This window comes from Nocardia macrotermitis, assembly GCF_009604405.1.
Lineage (GTDB): Bacteria > Actinomycetota > Actinomycetes > Mycobacteriales > Mycobacteriaceae > Nocardia > Nocardia macrotermitis.
On sequence record NZ_WEGK01000003.1, the window covers coordinates 226,792 to 242,170 of the forward strand.

The 15,379-nt window shown below is 67.3% G+C and carries 13 protein-coding genes; 9 read left to right on the top strand and 4 right to left on the bottom strand.

The features are described from left to right. Positions 1 to 175: 175 nt before the first annotated feature. Positions 176 to 1,018 (bottom strand): NAD-dependent protein deacetylase, encoded by an 843-nt coding sequence (locus NRB20_RS08235; protein ID WP_153409171.1) that lies wholly within the window; start codon positions 1,016 to 1,018, stop codon positions 176 to 178. A gap of 341 nt (positions 1,019 to 1,359) precedes the next feature. Here NRB20_RS08235 and cobO point away from each other — a divergent pair, with 341 nt between their 5' ends. Genes cobO through NRB20_RS08250 form a run of 3 tightly spaced genes read left to right on the top strand, consistent with a single transcriptional unit; the run spans position 1,360 to position 3,945 of the window. Continuing rightward, a complete protein-coding gene (cobO, locus tag NRB20_RS08240; RefSeq protein ID WP_153409173.1) occupies positions 1,360 to 1,974 on the top strand; it encodes a cob(I)yrinic acid a,c-diamide adenosyltransferase in 615 nt (204 codons plus the stop codon). Then, positions 1,968 to 3,563, top strand: coding sequence for a cobyrinate a,c-diamide synthase (locus NRB20_RS08245; protein WP_153409174.1), 1,596 nt, complete (start codon positions 1,968 to 1,970; stop codon positions 3,561 to 3,563). The genes cobO and NRB20_RS08245 overlap by 7 nt, the downstream gene beginning before the upstream one ends. Beyond that, on the top strand, positions 3,556 to 3,945 hold the full coding sequence (locus tag NRB20_RS08250; protein ID WP_153409803.1) for a cobalamin biosynthesis protein: 390 nt from the start codon (positions 3,556 to 3,558) through the stop codon (positions 3,943 to 3,945). Before NRB20_RS08245 ends, NRB20_RS08250 begins: the two co-directional genes overlap by 8 nt. A 10-nt stretch (positions 3,946 to 3,955) precedes the next feature. Here the strand turns inward: NRB20_RS08250 and NRB20_RS08255 are convergent, their stop codons facing one another. Genes NRB20_RS08255 through NRB20_RS08265 form a run of 3 tightly spaced genes read right to left on the bottom strand, consistent with a single transcriptional unit; the run spans position 3,956 to position 7,306 of the window. Then, positions 3,956 to 4,987 carry a DUF2293 domain-containing protein gene (locus tag NRB20_RS08255; RefSeq protein WP_153409176.1) on the bottom strand — a complete coding sequence of 344 codons (1,032 nt, stop codon included), beginning with the start codon at positions 4,985 to 4,987 and terminating at the stop codon, positions 3,956 to 3,958. A 52-nt stretch (positions 4,988 to 5,039) separates the two neighbouring features. Continuing rightward, positions 5,040 to 6,170 (bottom strand): hypothetical protein, encoded by a 1,131-nt coding sequence (locus NRB20_RS08260; protein WP_153409178.1) that lies wholly within the window; start codon positions 6,168 to 6,170, stop codon positions 5,040 to 5,042. Positions 6,171 to 6,175: 5 nt separating this feature from the next. Continuing rightward, positions 6,176 to 7,306 (bottom strand): phosphotransferase family protein, encoded by a 1,131-nt coding sequence (locus NRB20_RS08265; RefSeq protein ID WP_153409180.1) that lies wholly within the window; start codon positions 7,304 to 7,306, stop codon positions 6,176 to 6,178. A gap of 289 nt (positions 7,307 to 7,595) precedes the next feature. On the opposite strand from NRB20_RS08265, the gene NRB20_RS08270 reads away from it, so the two are divergent. The 6 genes from NRB20_RS08270 to NRB20_RS08295 all read left to right on the top strand — a co-directional run bounded on the left by NRB20_RS08270 (position 7,596) and on the right by NRB20_RS08295 (position 15,356). Then, complete coding sequence (locus NRB20_RS08270) at positions 7,596 to 8,945, top strand: DoxX family protein (RefSeq protein WP_153409182.1); 1,350 nt, start codon at positions 7,596 to 7,598, stop codon at positions 8,943 to 8,945. Positions 8,946 to 9,025: 80 nt separating this feature from the next. Continuing rightward, the gene (locus tag NRB20_RS08275; protein WP_153409184.1) at positions 9,026 to 9,433 is read left to right on the top strand and encodes a PPOX class F420-dependent oxidoreductase; all 408 of its coding nucleotides are present in this window, start codon (positions 9,026 to 9,028) and stop codon (positions 9,431 to 9,433) included. Between the two features lie 66 nt (positions 9,434 to 9,499). Beyond that, positions 9,500 to 10,756 carry a uroporphyrinogen-III C-methyltransferase gene (gene cobA / locus NRB20_RS08280; RefSeq protein ID WP_319944622.1) on the top strand — a complete coding sequence of 419 codons (1,257 nt, stop codon included), beginning with the start codon at positions 9,500 to 9,502 and terminating at the stop codon, positions 10,754 to 10,756. A gap of 659 nt (positions 10,757 to 11,415) precedes the next feature. Continuing rightward, entirely contained in the window at positions 11,416 to 11,928 is a 513-nt protein-coding gene (locus NRB20_RS08285; protein ID WP_406603802.1) for a hypothetical protein, read from the top strand. 302 nt (positions 11,929 to 12,230) lie between these two features. After that, positions 12,231 to 13,688 carry an aldehyde dehydrogenase family protein gene (locus tag NRB20_RS08290; protein WP_153409187.1) on the top strand — a complete coding sequence of 486 codons (1,458 nt, stop codon included), beginning with the start codon at positions 12,231 to 12,233 and terminating at the stop codon, positions 13,686 to 13,688. A gap of 201 nt (positions 13,689 to 13,889) precedes the next feature. Beyond that, on the top strand, positions 13,890 to 15,356 hold the full coding sequence (locus NRB20_RS08295; RefSeq protein ID WP_153409805.1) for an MFS transporter: 1,467 nt from the start codon (positions 13,890 to 13,892) through the stop codon (positions 15,354 to 15,356). The last annotated feature ends 23 nt before the right edge of the window (positions 15,357 to 15,379 follow it).

Consider the following 15,379-nt stretch of genomic DNA (forward strand, 5'->3'; position numbering starts at 1 on the left):
TCGGGCGTCGTGGAGTAGGCCTGGGCGTCGCGAGAAGGTCCGGGCGTCGTGGAGTAGGCCTGGGCGTCGTGGAGTAGGCCCGGGCGTCGTGGAGAAGGCCCGGGCGTCGTGGAGAAGGCCCGGGCGTCGTGGAGAAGGCTTGGATGTCGCGGACAAGACGGGTGATACCGGGGGCTTACTGTGTGGCGGTGAAGTGGTCCGCCAGCGCGGTGAGGAGTTCCGAGCAGCCCGCGTCGACGGTGAGATCGGCGAGGTCGTCGCCTCGGGTGCGGCCGCGGTTCACGATGACGACCGGGTGCGAGGTCTTGGCCGCGTGCCGCACGAAGCGCAGGCCCGACATGACGGTGAGCGAGGAACCCGCGGCCAGTAACACCTCGGAGTCGTCGACCAGTGCGTACGCCTCTGCCACGCGGTCCTTGGGCACGTTCTCGCCGAAGTAGACGATGTCGGGTTTGAGCATTCCGCCGCAGTGGGCGCAGTCGATCATGCGGAAGTGCGCGGTATCGGTGACGACCGCGTCGGCGTCGGGCGCGACCTCGAGTCCGTCGGTGAGCGATTCGGCGAAGCCGGGATTGGCGTCCTCGAGCCGCTCGGCCAGTGTCATCCGGGAGATCAGGGACTCGCAGTTCAGGCAGCGGACCCGCGCGTAGGTGCCGTGCAGGTCGATCACGCGGCGACTGCCCGCCTTGGTGTGCAGCAGATCCACGTTCTGGGTGATCACGCCGTTGACGATGCCTGCTCGCTCGAGCCTGGCCAGCGCGCGATGTCCGGGATTGGGCCGCGCGGCATCCATCCGCCGCCACCCGACGTGATTACGAGCCCAATACCGCTGCCGGAACACCGGATCCCCGACGAACTGCTGATATGTCATCGGATTGCGCGGCGGCGAACTCGGCCCCCGATAATCCGGAATCCCACTGTCGGTCGACAACCCCGCCCCGGTCAACACCGTCAACCGCCGCCCCGCCACCACCTCGAGCACCCGATCGACAGGACTCACGGTCAGAACCTCCGGCATGAATCCAGGGTACGACCCGATCGCGGACACAGCGGTTACAGGCCGGTCGTGGTGTTAGGCGGAAAGCCCGGCCCAGCAGCATCGGACTGATTCGCCGCCCTGCCGGTGCACCCGTTCGTCGGGCAGGCCTCGAGGCAGGCCGGTGGTGCCGAGGAAGTTTCTGGGGAGATGCCGGTCGTCCGAGACAAGTCCGGTGCGATCGTACGAGTACCTGGTACGCCCGATGCGGCGGAGAAGCTCTTGCTGGTCGGGCCGTCGTCGTGCGGGCCGGGGTGGGGTTCGGGGCGCGGATGGGGTGTGGCAACGTGGGCGGCAGTTGATGTGTGGAAGGAGCGGTGTCGATGCCCAAGGGTGTTCCCGAGACGGTGCCCGAGGACGGGTTGACCACTCGGCAGCGGCGGAACCAGCCGGTGTTGGCAGTGCACACCGGGGCCGGGAAGGGGAAGTCGACCGCGGCGTTCGGGATGGCGTTGCGGGCCTGGAATCAGGGGTTCGACATCGCGGTGTTCCAGTTCGTGAAGAGTGCGAAGTGGAAGGTGGGGGAGGAGGCCGCGTTCCGGACGCTCGGACGGCTGCACGAGGAGACGGGGACCGGCGGTCCGGTCGAGTGGCACAAGATGGGTGAGGGCTGGTCCTGGACGCGTAAGCAGGGCAGCGAGGAGGATCACGCGGCCGCCGCGCTGGCCGGTTGGCAGGAGATCGCGCGTCGCCTGGCCGCCGAACAGCATCGGTTCTACGTGCTCGACGAGTTCACCTACCCGCTCAAATGGGGGTGGGTCGACGTGGACGAGGTCGTCGAGACGCTGCGCACCCGCCCCGGCAATCAGCACGTGGTGATCACCGGACGCGATGCCCCGCAGGCCCTGATCGAGGCCGCCGACCTGGTCACCGAGATGACCAAGACCAAACACCCCATGGATGCGGGCCGCAAGGGCCAGCGCGGTATCGAATGGTGAGCACGCCCGCGGTGGTCATCGCCGCACCGGCCTCCGGCAGCGGGAAGACCACTCTCGCAACGGGTTTGATCGGTGCGCTGCGTCGCGCGGGGCATACCGTCGCACCCTTCAAGGTCGGCCCGGACTACATCGATCCGGGATATCACGGACTCGCCGCCGGACGTCCCGGCCGGAACCTGGACCCGGTCCTGGTCGGTGCGGAACGGGTGCGGCCGCTGTATCGGCACGGCACGCGCGGCTGCGATATCGCGGTCGTCGAGGGCGTGATGGGGCTGTTCGACGGCCGCATCGACGAAAACCAGGCACAGTCCGTCGCGGAAGGATCCACCGCCCAGATCGCCGCGCTGCTGGGCGCACCGGTGGTGCTGGTCGTGGACGCGCGCGGACACAGCCAGAGCCTCGCCGCGCTGCTGCACGGATTCGCCACCTACGACAGCGAAATCCGGCTCGGCGGAGTGATTCTCAACCGCGTCGGCAGTGAGCGTCACGAACAGGTGTTGCGCGCCGCCTGCGAGCGGGTCGGTCTGCCGGTGCTCGGGGCGTTGCCGCGGATGGCCGAATTAGCTGTTCCCTCACGGCATCTCGGGCTCATTCCGGCCATCGAGCACGGCGGCGCGGCGCGGTCGGCTGTCGATGCGATGACCGAACTCGTTGCGGCGCATGTGGATCTGGGTGCGATCGCTCGGCTGGCCGCGTCGCGGGTGTCGGGGCCGAGCTGGGATCCGACTGCGGAATTGCATGCGTTGAGAGATGATGTGCCGGGCGCGACGGATTCGGCTGGCGGAATGTCGGAATCGGTAGTGTGGCTGAGGGATTCGGGTTCCGCGACGTATTCGGACACCGATACGCCGGATGCTCCCGGACGGCGAGATGGCCTGCCGACAGCAACCCGATCGGAGGTCGGTACGCGGGACGAAGTCGACGACGTGCGGCTCGCTCCCGGTCGGCTCGTTTCGGACGACGGTCCGGTGATCGCGATCGCGGGCGGGGCGGCGTTCACCTTCGGTTACGCGGAACATCGTGAGCTGCTCGCGGCGGCGGGTGCGCGGGTGGCGGTCTTCGATCCGCTGCGCGACGACTTGCCTACCGGGACAGCGGGTGTCGTTCTTCCGGGGGGATTTCCGGAGGAACACGCGGCGGAGTTGTCGGCGAACGAGCCGCTGCTCGACGGGTTGCGTGCCGCGGCCGACGCGGGCATTCCGGTACACGCCGAATGTGCCGGACTGCTCTATCTGACGCGCAGCCTGGACGGGCATCGGATGGCCGGGGTCGTGGACGCGGTGGCCGAATTCGGGCCTCGGCTGACGCTGGGGTATCGGGATGCGGTGGCGCTGACCGACTCCTTCCTCTGGACGGCCGGACAACGGGTGCGCGGTCACGAATTCCACCGCACGCGACTGGTTTCCGCAGCAGCTGCCGATTCCGCGTGGGCCTGGCGTGCACCCGACGGTGAAACGGTGCGCGAAGGTGCGGTTATTCGTCGGGTGCACGCGTCCTATCTGCACACCCACCCCGCCGGAAATCCCGCGACGATTACCGGATTCGTCGCTGCCGCAGCTGATTACACCGCCACACGTGTCGATGTGTGAATCTCATCCGGACGGCTACGGAGTCGTCGGCGTGGGATGTCGACCGGCGACTACTGCGGCAGAAATTCTGTCGGCGGTGCGGGAAGTGTTGGGGGACAATAAGATACGTTGCATTGCGACGATCGACCGTCGAGCCAGCGAACCGGGAATGTGCACCGCCGCAGCCGAATTGGATGTTCCCGTCGTAACCTTTACCGCAGCAGAGCTGGCCGAGGTGCGTGTCCCGAACCCTGTGGACCGAACCCTGGCCGCCCTCGCCACTCCCAGCGTTGCCGAGGCCGCCGCACTACTTGCCTGTGAGAAGTGTTGTGGTACATCATATCTCGTAATATCCAAAACCGTTCGAGGTCCGGTGACGGTTGCGATGGCCGAATCCCGTTAGTGGCCGGAACTCACCCCCGCCAGCTCTCGAGCACCCGATCCAGCGTCGGACGGATCGTCGCACGAGCCTGCTTACGCGGCACGCCCTCCATCAACAACCGGTCGTAATCGGTATCCAGATGCCGAATCGAGGCGATTACGGCCAACGTAACAGCCTCGGCGGCAAGAACTTTCGCGGCAGCACTGCGCCCGACCCGCCCACTCCCGCGCACCGCCGCGTGATCGGCGATCTCGGTGGCACGCTCGGGCGGACAGTGCGGAAACAACCGCTGGATCTCCACCGCCATCTTCGCCTGGAACTCGACATCCTGTGCCGCGCGCCGCACGGTATCGCGCTCGCGGCGGCGGGCCCGCGCGTCCTCGTCGGCCAGGCACTGTTCCTCCGCGCGGGCCAGCGCCCGCTCCTCGACCAGAATGCCCACGCGCTCATGACGTTTGCGCCGGGCATTGAACCGCACCACGATCGCCGACAGGGTGCTCTCCTTCTTGGCGCGGCGGCTCAGCGCGGCGTCCCCGGCGGGCAGGAACTCCAGGTGATCCAGGTCCGCGCAGGTCAGGCAGAGCGACCCGGCATCGGACATGATCCGGTACGGCCCGGTGTCCGCGCACTCCGCGCAGGTCCAGTCCCCGGTCGCGGCCACGACCTGCAGATCGGGAGCCTTGTTCTGCCGCTGCACCATCTGCTCGCGGCGGGCCGGGCTCAGGTCGGGGGAGAGCCAGTGCGTGCGGAAAATCGTCTCGTCACCGTTGCCGACGAACAGCAGCGGCGTGCGGTCGCGGCTGCCGGACAGGTACGCGGTGTCGCTCGGGGTGAGTCCGCCCGCGCGGGCCCACTCGCCCAGCAGATCCGCGGCATCGCGCAGCCGCGCCCCGTCCACCGCGGCCAGCCGCACCAGTGTGGCCGATCGTCCCTGCCGCCACTGCTCGACATGCGCCGAGGTCAACCAGCCCAAACCCACCAGCACATCGACCACGGAGACGTACTTGTGCTGGGCCAGTGCGGCTTCCGCGGCCGCGACCACCCGACGCTGGAGCTTGGACATGAAATGAACCATAGAACACGGCTACGACACCTCCCGCGCCCGATTCGGCGTCTCAGGGTGCCACGGACGTCCAATCGGCGAATCCGGTCGGATCGTGCCGCCCCAGACTCGCGTGCTCGAACAACCCCCACCCCTCGGCATCCCCGCAGCGGGCCCGCGCGACATGATCGATCACGCCCCACGGAATACGCCCTGCCACAGCGGGATCGGTCAGATCGTAGGTGACCGAGGAGGACCAGTCCGGCCCCTTCCACATCCCGTGCTGCCACTCCGGATCGCCGCCGTAACCGCAGCCGATGTGCAAGGCCATGAAAGTCTGCGGCTCGACGTGCACCTCCACCGGCTTACCGTCCGACGCCGTCATCTCCAACCGCGCGCCGACGGGAATCCTTGTGCCGGAACGATACTCGATGTGCACGCGCGGCCAGCCCAGCTGCTCGACCCGCCCGTCGGCCCAGATCCGGGTGGCGTCGTTGAGGGTGCGATATCCGTCCGGGTTCTCCTGCACGATGACCACGATCGCGAAGTCGTCGAACCGCAGCGGCACGTACAGCCACCAGAAACCGCCTGGTCCGGAGGCCGCGGCGCGTCCGGCGGGTTCGGTCTCCCCGACCGGGCGGATACCCCACGACCGGTCCCGGCTGCCGCTCCATACCTCCGGATCCACGGCGATATCGGTCCCGTCCAGATGTAGTGTGCCTTCCCACGAACCGAGCTGCGCGAACCGGGACGCATCGATGATCGGGCGATTACCGGCCAGGATGAGATGCGGCTGTTCCAGCACCGCCCGGAAGGTCCCGGTCCAGGTCAGGTCGAAGCCGAGATCCTCGTGTTCGCAGATCACGCGGATCCGGTTCAGTGGCTCGAGGACCTCCACGCGGTAGCCGCCGACCCGCTGCTCCAGGCCGCGATCGGTGAGTTCGGTCGAAAAGCGCACGGCCCGTTGGGTTTCGCCCCTCCGCACGGCAGCATACGCATCGATGACGCCCAGATTCGGATAGACGCCCAGACCGGTCACCAGGAAGGTGCCGCCGTCCCGGTCGTGACCGTTGAAGTAGCTGCGGTCGTAGAAGTTTCGATCGCTGGTGCCGACCCGAGCCAGCGACAGCGGGGTCTGGTGGATCGGGTATTCGTCCAGCGGTGCGGGCACCGGGCCCAGGCCACGGCCGTCGGATTCGGTCATCGGTGTCAGTCCCATTCGTAGGTGCCGTCGAGCAGGGCCTCGAGGCTCTTGCGGTGCATGACGTAGTCGTCGCGGTCGGGAGTGTCGGTGTCTTCGCCGAAATGGATCATCCGGCGTTTGATCCGGGCCATCACCACCCCGTGCCGCAGCGCGGAGTAGACCAGGTAGAAGTCCAGGTCACGCAGTTGATGTCCGGCCGCTTGCTGGTAGCGGTCGACCACATCCGCGCGGCGCAGGAAGTCCGGCAGTCCCGGTTGGCCGAACTGCGTGGCCAGATCCTGGAAGAACCGGTGGATGAAGATCACCCACGCCACGTCGAGTTCGCGCGGGCCCAGCGCGGCCATCTCCCAGTCCAGCACCGCGACCGGATCGAATTCGCGGTAGATGATGTTGCCCGGCCGGGAATCGCCCCAGCTGAGCACGTCGGGCCCGGGATCCTGCGGCCAGTGCTGTTCGAGCCAGTCGAATGCGCGCTCCAGCAAGGGAATCGGGTATCCGTCGTCCGCCAGCGCCCAGCGGTACCAGGCTCGGGTGGCATCGACGTGCGCCCGCAGCGAGTCACCGGATACGGCCAGCGCCGGGAACTTCGCCGTCGGATCGGGGATGGCGTGGATCGCGGCCATGACGTCGATGGTGTTGCGGGTCAACAGCATTCGCTGTTCGGCGGTGGAGTCGAACAGCCAGCCGATGAATACGTACGGCGGATTGTCCTCGGGGATACGGCCGTCCACCCGGCGCATCACGAAAAATGGTGCGCCGAGCACGGATTCGTCGTCCTCGAACCAGCACAGCGGCGGGACGGGCACCGAACTGTGCTCGGCCACACCGGCCATCACCGCGTATTGCCTTGCCAGATCATAGGTTTCGAAGACGGGGAAGGAATCGTCCTCGGGCGCCATCCGGGCGACGTAGGAGTCGCTGATCGTCCGGCCGTCCACCTGCCAGGACGCGTCGAACAGCACCGACGAACTGGACATCCCACCGGCCTGCGGGCGGCGCAGGTCGGTGAGCACCGGCGTGCCGTCGCAGCCGACCCGATCGCCGAGCCATCGGGTCAGGCGTTCGGCGAGGTCGTCGAGATCCCGGGCACTGGTGGTGAGCTGTCGCCGCTGTTCGGGATCTGGATCTTCCGACATGATCGGGTCCTCCTGGCTACTGGAAATGCCTGCGTGCCGTGCTGCGGATCCGGTTCGGTCACGTGCGGCGGCACGATGGAGGGAATGTAACGCGTTCCAGTCGTCGTCCGTGGTGAAATTCGGCAGAGCTGCTCGCCGGTTCCGGTGATCGGGATGGGCGGTTGCGCACGTGCGGAATCCGGCGAGCGTATTTGTCGGTGGCGCGGTGTATGAAGGAACGCAGGGAGATCACGGGGCGGATTCGGTAGCCATCTGTTCCGGATCGTGGGCACGAGTGGGAGGGGTAGCGATGAGCACGGTCGTCACGGAGCAGGATCCGCCGGAGGTGCGGCCGCAGGAGCCGGGCGCGAATGCGTGGAATCCGTTCACCCGCATAGCTTTCCGGTTCTTCTTCGTCTATCTGGGATTGTTCTGCCTGTCGGTTTCGCAGCTCACGCTCGTATTCACCGGCTGGTTCATGATCTCCGTACCGCGCGGTGTGCAGGGGTGGCTCGAACGGCTGCTCGAGCCGGTGCTGAGCTGGGTCGGGCGCACCGTCTTCGGCGTGCACGATGTGCGGCTGTCTCTGAGCGGCAGCGGTGATCAGCGGATCGACTGGGTGCTGGCGTGCTGCGTTCTGGTCGTCGCGCTGGTCGCGACGCTGGTGTGGTCGCTGCTGGATCGGCGTCGTCGCGACTATCGCCGGCTCGCGGGCTGGTCGCTGGTGGTGCTGCGGCTGGTACTGGGTGCGCAGTTGCTGTTCTACGGATCGGTCAAACTGATTCCGACGCAGATGCCCACGCCGTCACTGTCCACGTTGCTCGAGCCCTACGGGAACTTCAGGCCGATGGGAGTGCTGTGGAGTCAGGTGGGGTCGTCCCACCCGTACGAGATGCTGCTCGGACTGGCCGAGATACTGGCCGGGCTGCTGCTGTTCGTCCCGCGTACCGCGCTCCTGGGCGCGATGCTGGCCCTGATTGATATGGCCCTGGTCTTCCTGCTGAACATGACCTTCGACGTGCCGGTGAAGATCCTGTCCGGTCATCTGCTGCTGATGAGTCTGGTGCTGCTCGCCCCGGAGGCCCGGCGGCTGGTCACCGTCTTGCTGCTCGACCGCACCGCCGGTCCCTCGACCAGCCCGTATCCGTTCCACACGCCCCGGGCCCGGCGGATCACGGCACTGGTTCAGGTGCTGTTGGCGATCTGGGTGTTGCTCGGCTTCGGCCATATGCAGTGGCGGGTCTGGCACGAGTCCGGCGGTGGCCGACCCAAGCCCGCGCTGTACGGGATCTGGACCGTCACCCGGTTCGTTCGGGACGGCCAGGATGTGCCGCCGCTGGTCACCGATCGGGAGCGCTGGTACCGGGTGGTGTTCGACTACGTCGGCGCGCTCGAATTCCAGCACATGGACGGCACTTTGGACGGCGTGCTCGCAACAACCGATCCGGCGACGCACCGAATCACGTTGCAACCGAAGTCGAAGACCTCCAGCCTCACCGGCGTGCTCACGTATCGACAACCCGCACCCGGCCGGGCGGTACTGGTCGGTGAGTTGAACGGCCATCAGGTGAGCATCGACCTGCAACACTTCGACGCGGATCGATTACCGTTGCGCAGCACTGGATTTCACTGGGTTCAGAACCTACCGGAGCCCGGATGAGTCGACAGGTCCGGAACCGCCTGCGCGCTCGGTGGTCTGCTGCGGGAATTCCGTTGCCGTGCGGCAGGTTCGCACTCGGTATGACAGCCGAGTTCTCCGAAAATCTGAAGAAGCTCCTGGACGACACCGCGGTCTTCGCCACCCTGGCGACCGTCGGGCGTGACGGGCAGCCGCATCTGACCGTGATCTGGCTCGAACGCGACGGCGAGGAGTTGGTGTACTCCACCACCGTCGATCGGCAGCAGTACAAGAACATCGTGCGGGACCCGCGAGTGACGGTGATGATCGTGCCGCCGGGCGATCCGTACGTATACGCCGAGGTCCGCGGCACGGTCGCGGTGACCCCCGACACCGCGCGGGAGCTGCCGGATCGGTTGTCGCACAAGTACACCGGCAAGCCCTACGCGGAGTTCAACCCGTCCTCGGTGAACGACGGTGAGCGGGTGATCGTGCGGGTCACCCCGACGGCGGTGCGCGGGCGTCTCTGACACACCCGCCGCGCGGGTCGTGGGTGGTTGCCGGGGTCGCGGGCGCGGGCCGTAGGCTCGAAACTTGTGCCGAACACGCAGGACGATCAGCAAACAGGTGACCCGAACTATGTCGTCGGGCTGGATCTCGCGGGCCGCCGCGTCGTCGTCGTGGGCGGCGGCTCGGTGGCGCAGCGGCGGCTGGGGCTGCTGATCGCCTCCGGCGCCGATGTGCGGGTGATCAGCCGGACCGTGACCCCGGCCGTCGAGGGGATGGCCACCTCGGGGCAGATCAGCGTCGAATTGCGCGATTACGCCGCCGGTGACCTCGAGGGCGCGTGGTACGCGGTGGCCTGCACCGACGAGCCCGAAACCAATGCCGCGATCGTCGCCGAGGCGACCGAGCGACGCATCTTCTGCGTCCGCGCCGACAACGCGCGGCTGGGTACCGCCGTGACGCCGGCGACCGCCCGCTACGACGGTATGACTCTCGGCGTGCTGGCCGGGGGACGTCATCGTCGCTCGGCCGCGGTGCGCAACGCACTGCTCGAGGCGCTGCAATCCGGTGTGGTGACCGGTGATTCGGAACCGGCCGCACCCGGGGTCGCCCTCGTCGGCGGCGGGCCCGGCGATCCGGACCTGATCACCGTGCGTGGCCGCAGGCTGCTGGCGCGAGCGAATCTCGTTGTCGCGGACCGGCTCGCGCCCCCGGAACTGCTCGCCGAACTCGCCCCCGACGTCGAGGTGATCGACGCGGCGAAGATCCCGTACGGCCGGGCCATGGCGCAGGAGGCCATCAACGCCGCGCTCATCGAGGGCGCCAAGGCCGGGAAATTCGTCGTGCGGCTCAAGGGCGGCGACCCGTACGTGTTCGGGCGCGGCTACGAGGAACTCGAAGCCTGCGTGGACGCGGGTGTGCCGGTGACGGTCGTGCCTGGCGTCACCAGCGCCATCTCGGTGCCCGCACTGGCCGGGATCCCGGTCACCCATCGCGGCGTCACCCATGAATTCGTCGTGGTCAGCGGGCATATCGCGCCCGATCATCCGGACTCGCTGGTGGATTGGTCCGCGCTGGCCCGGCTGCGCGGAACGCTGGTGCTGTTGATGGCGGTCGAGCGGATCGAGAAGTTCGCTGCGGTATTGCTGGAGGGGGGGCGTCCGGGCGATACGCCCGCCACCGTCGTCCAGGAGGGCAGTCTGCGCACCGAGCGGGTGTTGCGCGCGGAGCTGTCGACCGTCGCCGAACGTGTTCGCGCCGAAGGTATTCGGCCGCCCGCGATCATCGTCATCGGCCCGACGGCCGGTTTCGAAGCCGCGCCGTCGGAGTCCGCCGAGTCCCGGTAGGTTCGCGCGGCGCTTCGTGCGAAATCCGCTGCCGCCGTACATTTGTGGCCGTATCGACGCGGTGCCGCGAGGTCGGTGACCGGGTGCTGCGGGGTGCGATGCGTCGGTTCGGGTCGTGCGGGCGGCGGTGCGCGGACCGTCACCGCGCAGCGCCGGTAGCTGCGGCGCCGATGCGTCGCGAGTCGATCGCCGAGTCTTGCGGCAGGCCAGCGGATTTCACGTGTCACCAGCGGTTTTGCTCGTATCGCCGGGAGTCTCGATGAGTGGTTCCCGGTGATTGCGCAACCGTAATTTTGTGTGACATGGATCACAATGTTGAGTTCACCAGACTCCCCACAATTCCAGGTAACCGAGTTACTGTGTGTTCGGTAGTTTTCCCCGTAGGGCGATGCGGCGCTACGGTCACCAGCCCTGACCTGCCGCACGTTCTCCGGTGCGATCCCGGCGTAGCGAGTGGCCGTCACCCTCGGGTGGAGGCGAATCGAGCCCGCCGGTCGTCGTGACGGCGGGGCGTGCCCCGTAGTGGCCCGGCCGTAGGACCTGCCGCGATCTTCACGTTCGAGAAGCGGGATGGAAATATGGCTGTACGATCTGTCGATCCCATTGACCGAGGTGTCTGGGAGGTTGCCCGCTGGCGGGCTCATGTACGTAAGCATCCGCTGCGCTATCACCTGGTCGTCATCGCGCCGACCGCCGCGGAGGTGGTCCGGTGCGCGGGCGGGTGGGTGTTCGACCGCACGTGCGCGGGGTGGCAGGTGACCGCCCTGATCGCCGAATGCTCGAACGTCCGTCCGCTCGGAATTCTCGGCGCGACGGTGCTGGATCTGGAACAGGCGCTGACCGTTCTCGAGCGCGACATGCACCCGAACGCGATCGCGGTGGCCTCGCAGACGTATCTGTCCGACGATCGGGTGCGCGCCGGCGTGCACGAATACCTCGACAGCCGGCCCGTCGAGGTCGCGCTCTGGGGTGACGGACTGCCCAGCGAACTGGACGACCGGGTCGAGCCGGTGAGTCATCGGATGAGCAATGCCGCGCGGGTGTTCAAGAACTGCGCGTTGGCCGCGGCGGGTTTCCCGGAGGAATCGGCCGCGGAGATCGAGGCGTTCCGCACGCGCGAGCTGCCGCCGCCGAGCTGTCGATACGACGGAGATCTCGTCTCCGCCAGGTGAATTCGCGGTTCGATCCCGCAAAAACGTTGTGCCCGTTCATGGATGACGTTCACATTCCTGGAGAGCGGGCTCGGGATCGGTCGCGTGACCGTGCGCCCCGGCACTGTTGTGCCGGGGCTGTCGGCATATGTAATCCATTGGCGCCGAAAGGCATTCGCGTACACATCTGAGTCCGTCGGGCCGTCTTCCCGGATGCGGTGAGAGCATCGGCGAGCGGTCGGGCACGCTGACACATGTCACTGAGAAATGATATTCTCGCGTCCGAGAATCAAACTTCCATTCTGCAAGAGTGAGGTACTGCGATGGCGTTGCAGTCGGTATTGGACGATCTACGCAAGCTGCCCGGCACGGGTGAGGTCATCCCGGTCATCGATCCGGTGACCGAGGAGCCGATCACCGAATTCACCGACTGCGGGCCCGAGGCCGTCGACGCGGCGGTGGCTCGGGCGCGCGCGTCGTTCGAATCGGGCGTCTGGCACGGCATACCCGGACGCGAACGCGCGAAGGTCATGTGGCGCATTGCCGACCTGATGGACCACTACGCCGAGGATCTGGCTCAGCTGGATTCACTCAACACCGGCATGCCGCTGGCCCAGGCGCAGATGATCGTGCCCACCTGCGCGGAATTCTTCCGCTACTACGCGGGCTGGTGCACCAAGGTCAACGGCACCGCGCACGAGGTGCAGATGACCGGCGGCATTTCCGGCGCGTACGCCGATATGCACGCCTACACGCTCAAGGAGCCCTACGGCGTGGTCGGGCTGATCTTCCCGTGGAACGGCCCGGTGTTCAACGCGTGCGCCAAGATCGCCCCGGCGCTGGCCGCGGGATGCAGCAGCATCGTCAAACCTGCCGAGGAGACGCCGCTGTCGGCGCTGCTGCTGGACCGCATCATCGCCGAGGCCGGGGTGCCCGAGGGCGTGGTCAACCTGCTCAACGGTTACGGCGCCACCGCGGGCGCGGCGCTGACCGCGCACCCGGACGTAGAGAAGATCGCCTTCACCGGGTCGACCGAGGTCGGCAAGGAGATCGTGCGCGCGTCGGCCGGCAACCTCAAGAAGGTCATGCTCGAACTCGGCGGCAAATCGCCCGTGCTGATCTACGACGACGCCGATCTGGACATGGCGATCATGATGGCCTCGATGGGCATCTTCATCCACTCCGGTCAGGGGTGCGTGTGCGGCTCCCGGATCTTCGTGCAGCGCGGGGTCTACGAGCGTGTCGTCGAAGGCGTCGCGACGGTCGCGAAGAACCTCAAGCTGGGCGGGCCCAAGGAGGAGGGGGCCATGATCAGCCCGCTCATCAGCGCCAAACAGCTCACCCGTGTGCTGGGCTACCTCGAGGAGGGCAAGCGGGACGGTGTCGAGATCGTCACCGGCGGCGAGCGGCTCGATCGGCGCGGATACTTCGTGCAGCCGACCGTGCTGACCAACGTCGACCCCGCCACCAGCCGCCTCTACAAGGAGGAGATCTTCGGACCGGTGGTGACGATCCTGCCGTTCGACGACGATGACGAGGCCGTCGCCCTGGCCAACGACACCACCTACGGCCTGGCCGCGACCGCCTGGACGACCAACCTGGCCCGCGCCCACCGCATCGCCAAGCGGCTCCAGGCGGGCACGGTCACGCTGAACTGTCAGCTGGTCTTCGACCACGCCGTGCCGTTCGGCGGATACAAGCAGTCCGGTTGGGGTCACGAATTCGGTCGCGAGGGTATCGAGGCGTACATGCAGACCAAGTCGGTCTGGGCGCAGCTGTAGTGAATCGTTCCGGCGGCCCGTCCCCGAGTGGTGCTTCGGGGCGGGCCGTCGGTGCGCTCGGGAGTTGCGGTGCGGGTGCGACCGGTGCGATGGTGCCGGGATGCTGGAGGAACGTGGTCCGTACGGCCCGAACTGGTTCGTTTTTGACCCGGCCGGTATCGGTTACAGTGGCTCACTGTGCCAGATAACCCCGCTGCGACGATGGACCATCCGATGACCCAGCGGGCCTTCGGGTTGCCGATTCTGGTGCTCAGCGGGTTGAACCTGATGGTGATCCTGGACGGGACCATCGTGATCCTGGCCCTGCCGCGCCTGCAGGAGCAGATGGGGCTGTCGAGTTCGGGCAGTGCCTGGACGGTGACCGCCTACGGATTGACCTTCGCCGGGTTGATGCTGCTGGGCGGCCGGATCGGCGACCTGTTCGGGCGCAAGCGCGTGCTGATGGTCGGCGTCGCGGTGTTCACCCTGTCCTCGCTGGTGTGCGGTCTGGCGCAGGACGAGATCATGCTCATCCTCGCGCGCGGTGTGCAGGGGATCGGCGGCGCGATCGCGGCGCCGTCGGCGATGGCGCTGGTGGTCAGCACGTATTCGGCCGGTCCGGTGCGCACGCGGGCCATCGCGATCTTCGGTTCCATGCAGGCCATCGGTTCGGTCGGTGGATTGGTGATCGGCGGTGCGCTCACCCAGTTGAACTGGCGGCTCGTCTTCCTGATCAACGTGCCGATCGGCATCGTGATCGTGCTCGGCGCGATCTTCGTGTTGCGTGATACCGCCCATCATCGGGCGGCGCTGGATGTGCCCGGTTCCGTGCTCGGCACGGCGGCCTGTGCTGCGGTCGTGCTCGGCGCCACCGAGGGACCCAACTGGGGATGGACGAGTCCGGTGATCCTCGGATCGTTGATCGCCGGGGCGATACTGCTGGTGGCGTTCATCATCGTGGAGCGGTCCGCGCAGAATCCGGTGTTGCCGCTGTCGCTGTTCAAGAACCGCGACCGGTCGGTGACTTTCGTTGCGCTGCTGCTCGGTTCGGGCGTGCTGGGCGGGATGACCTACTTCGTCGCGCAGTTCCTGCAGAATGTGGTGGGCTACAGCCCGCTGATCGCGGGTGTGGCCTCGATTCCGTTCACCCTCGGGGCGGGAGTCGGCACGGCTGCGGCGTCCCGGGCCGTGGTCATGGTCAAGCCGCGCTGGTTGCTGGTGCTGGCGGGAGTCTTCCTCGCCGCGGCGGGCGTCTACGGATCCACGCTGGACGGCGGTGTGCAGTACTGGCCGACGCTGCTGATCCTGTTGTTGGCGGCCGGTTTCGGCGTCGGGTTGGTGATCGTCACCGGACCGCTGTGCCTGCTGGTCGGTGTGCCGGTGGCCGAGGTCGGTCCGCTCTCGGCGATCGGTCAGATGATCTTCGCGCTGGGTACGCCGCTCTCGGTGGGTGTCCTGACCCCCATCGCCGCCTCGCGCACCCTGTCCATGGGGGGACGTACCGGGCGTGCGGCGTTGATGACCCCCGCCGAGATCGACGCGCTCAGCAGCGGTTACACCCTGGTCTTGCTGATCTGCGGCGTCTGCGCGTTCGTCGTCGGCCTGATCGGTTTCACACTGCGCTACACACCGCAGCAGCTCGCGCTGGCCCAGGATGCCGAGAAGGAATCGCAGCAGTCCGACGTCTGATCCGTGGTGGTCACACCCGTCGG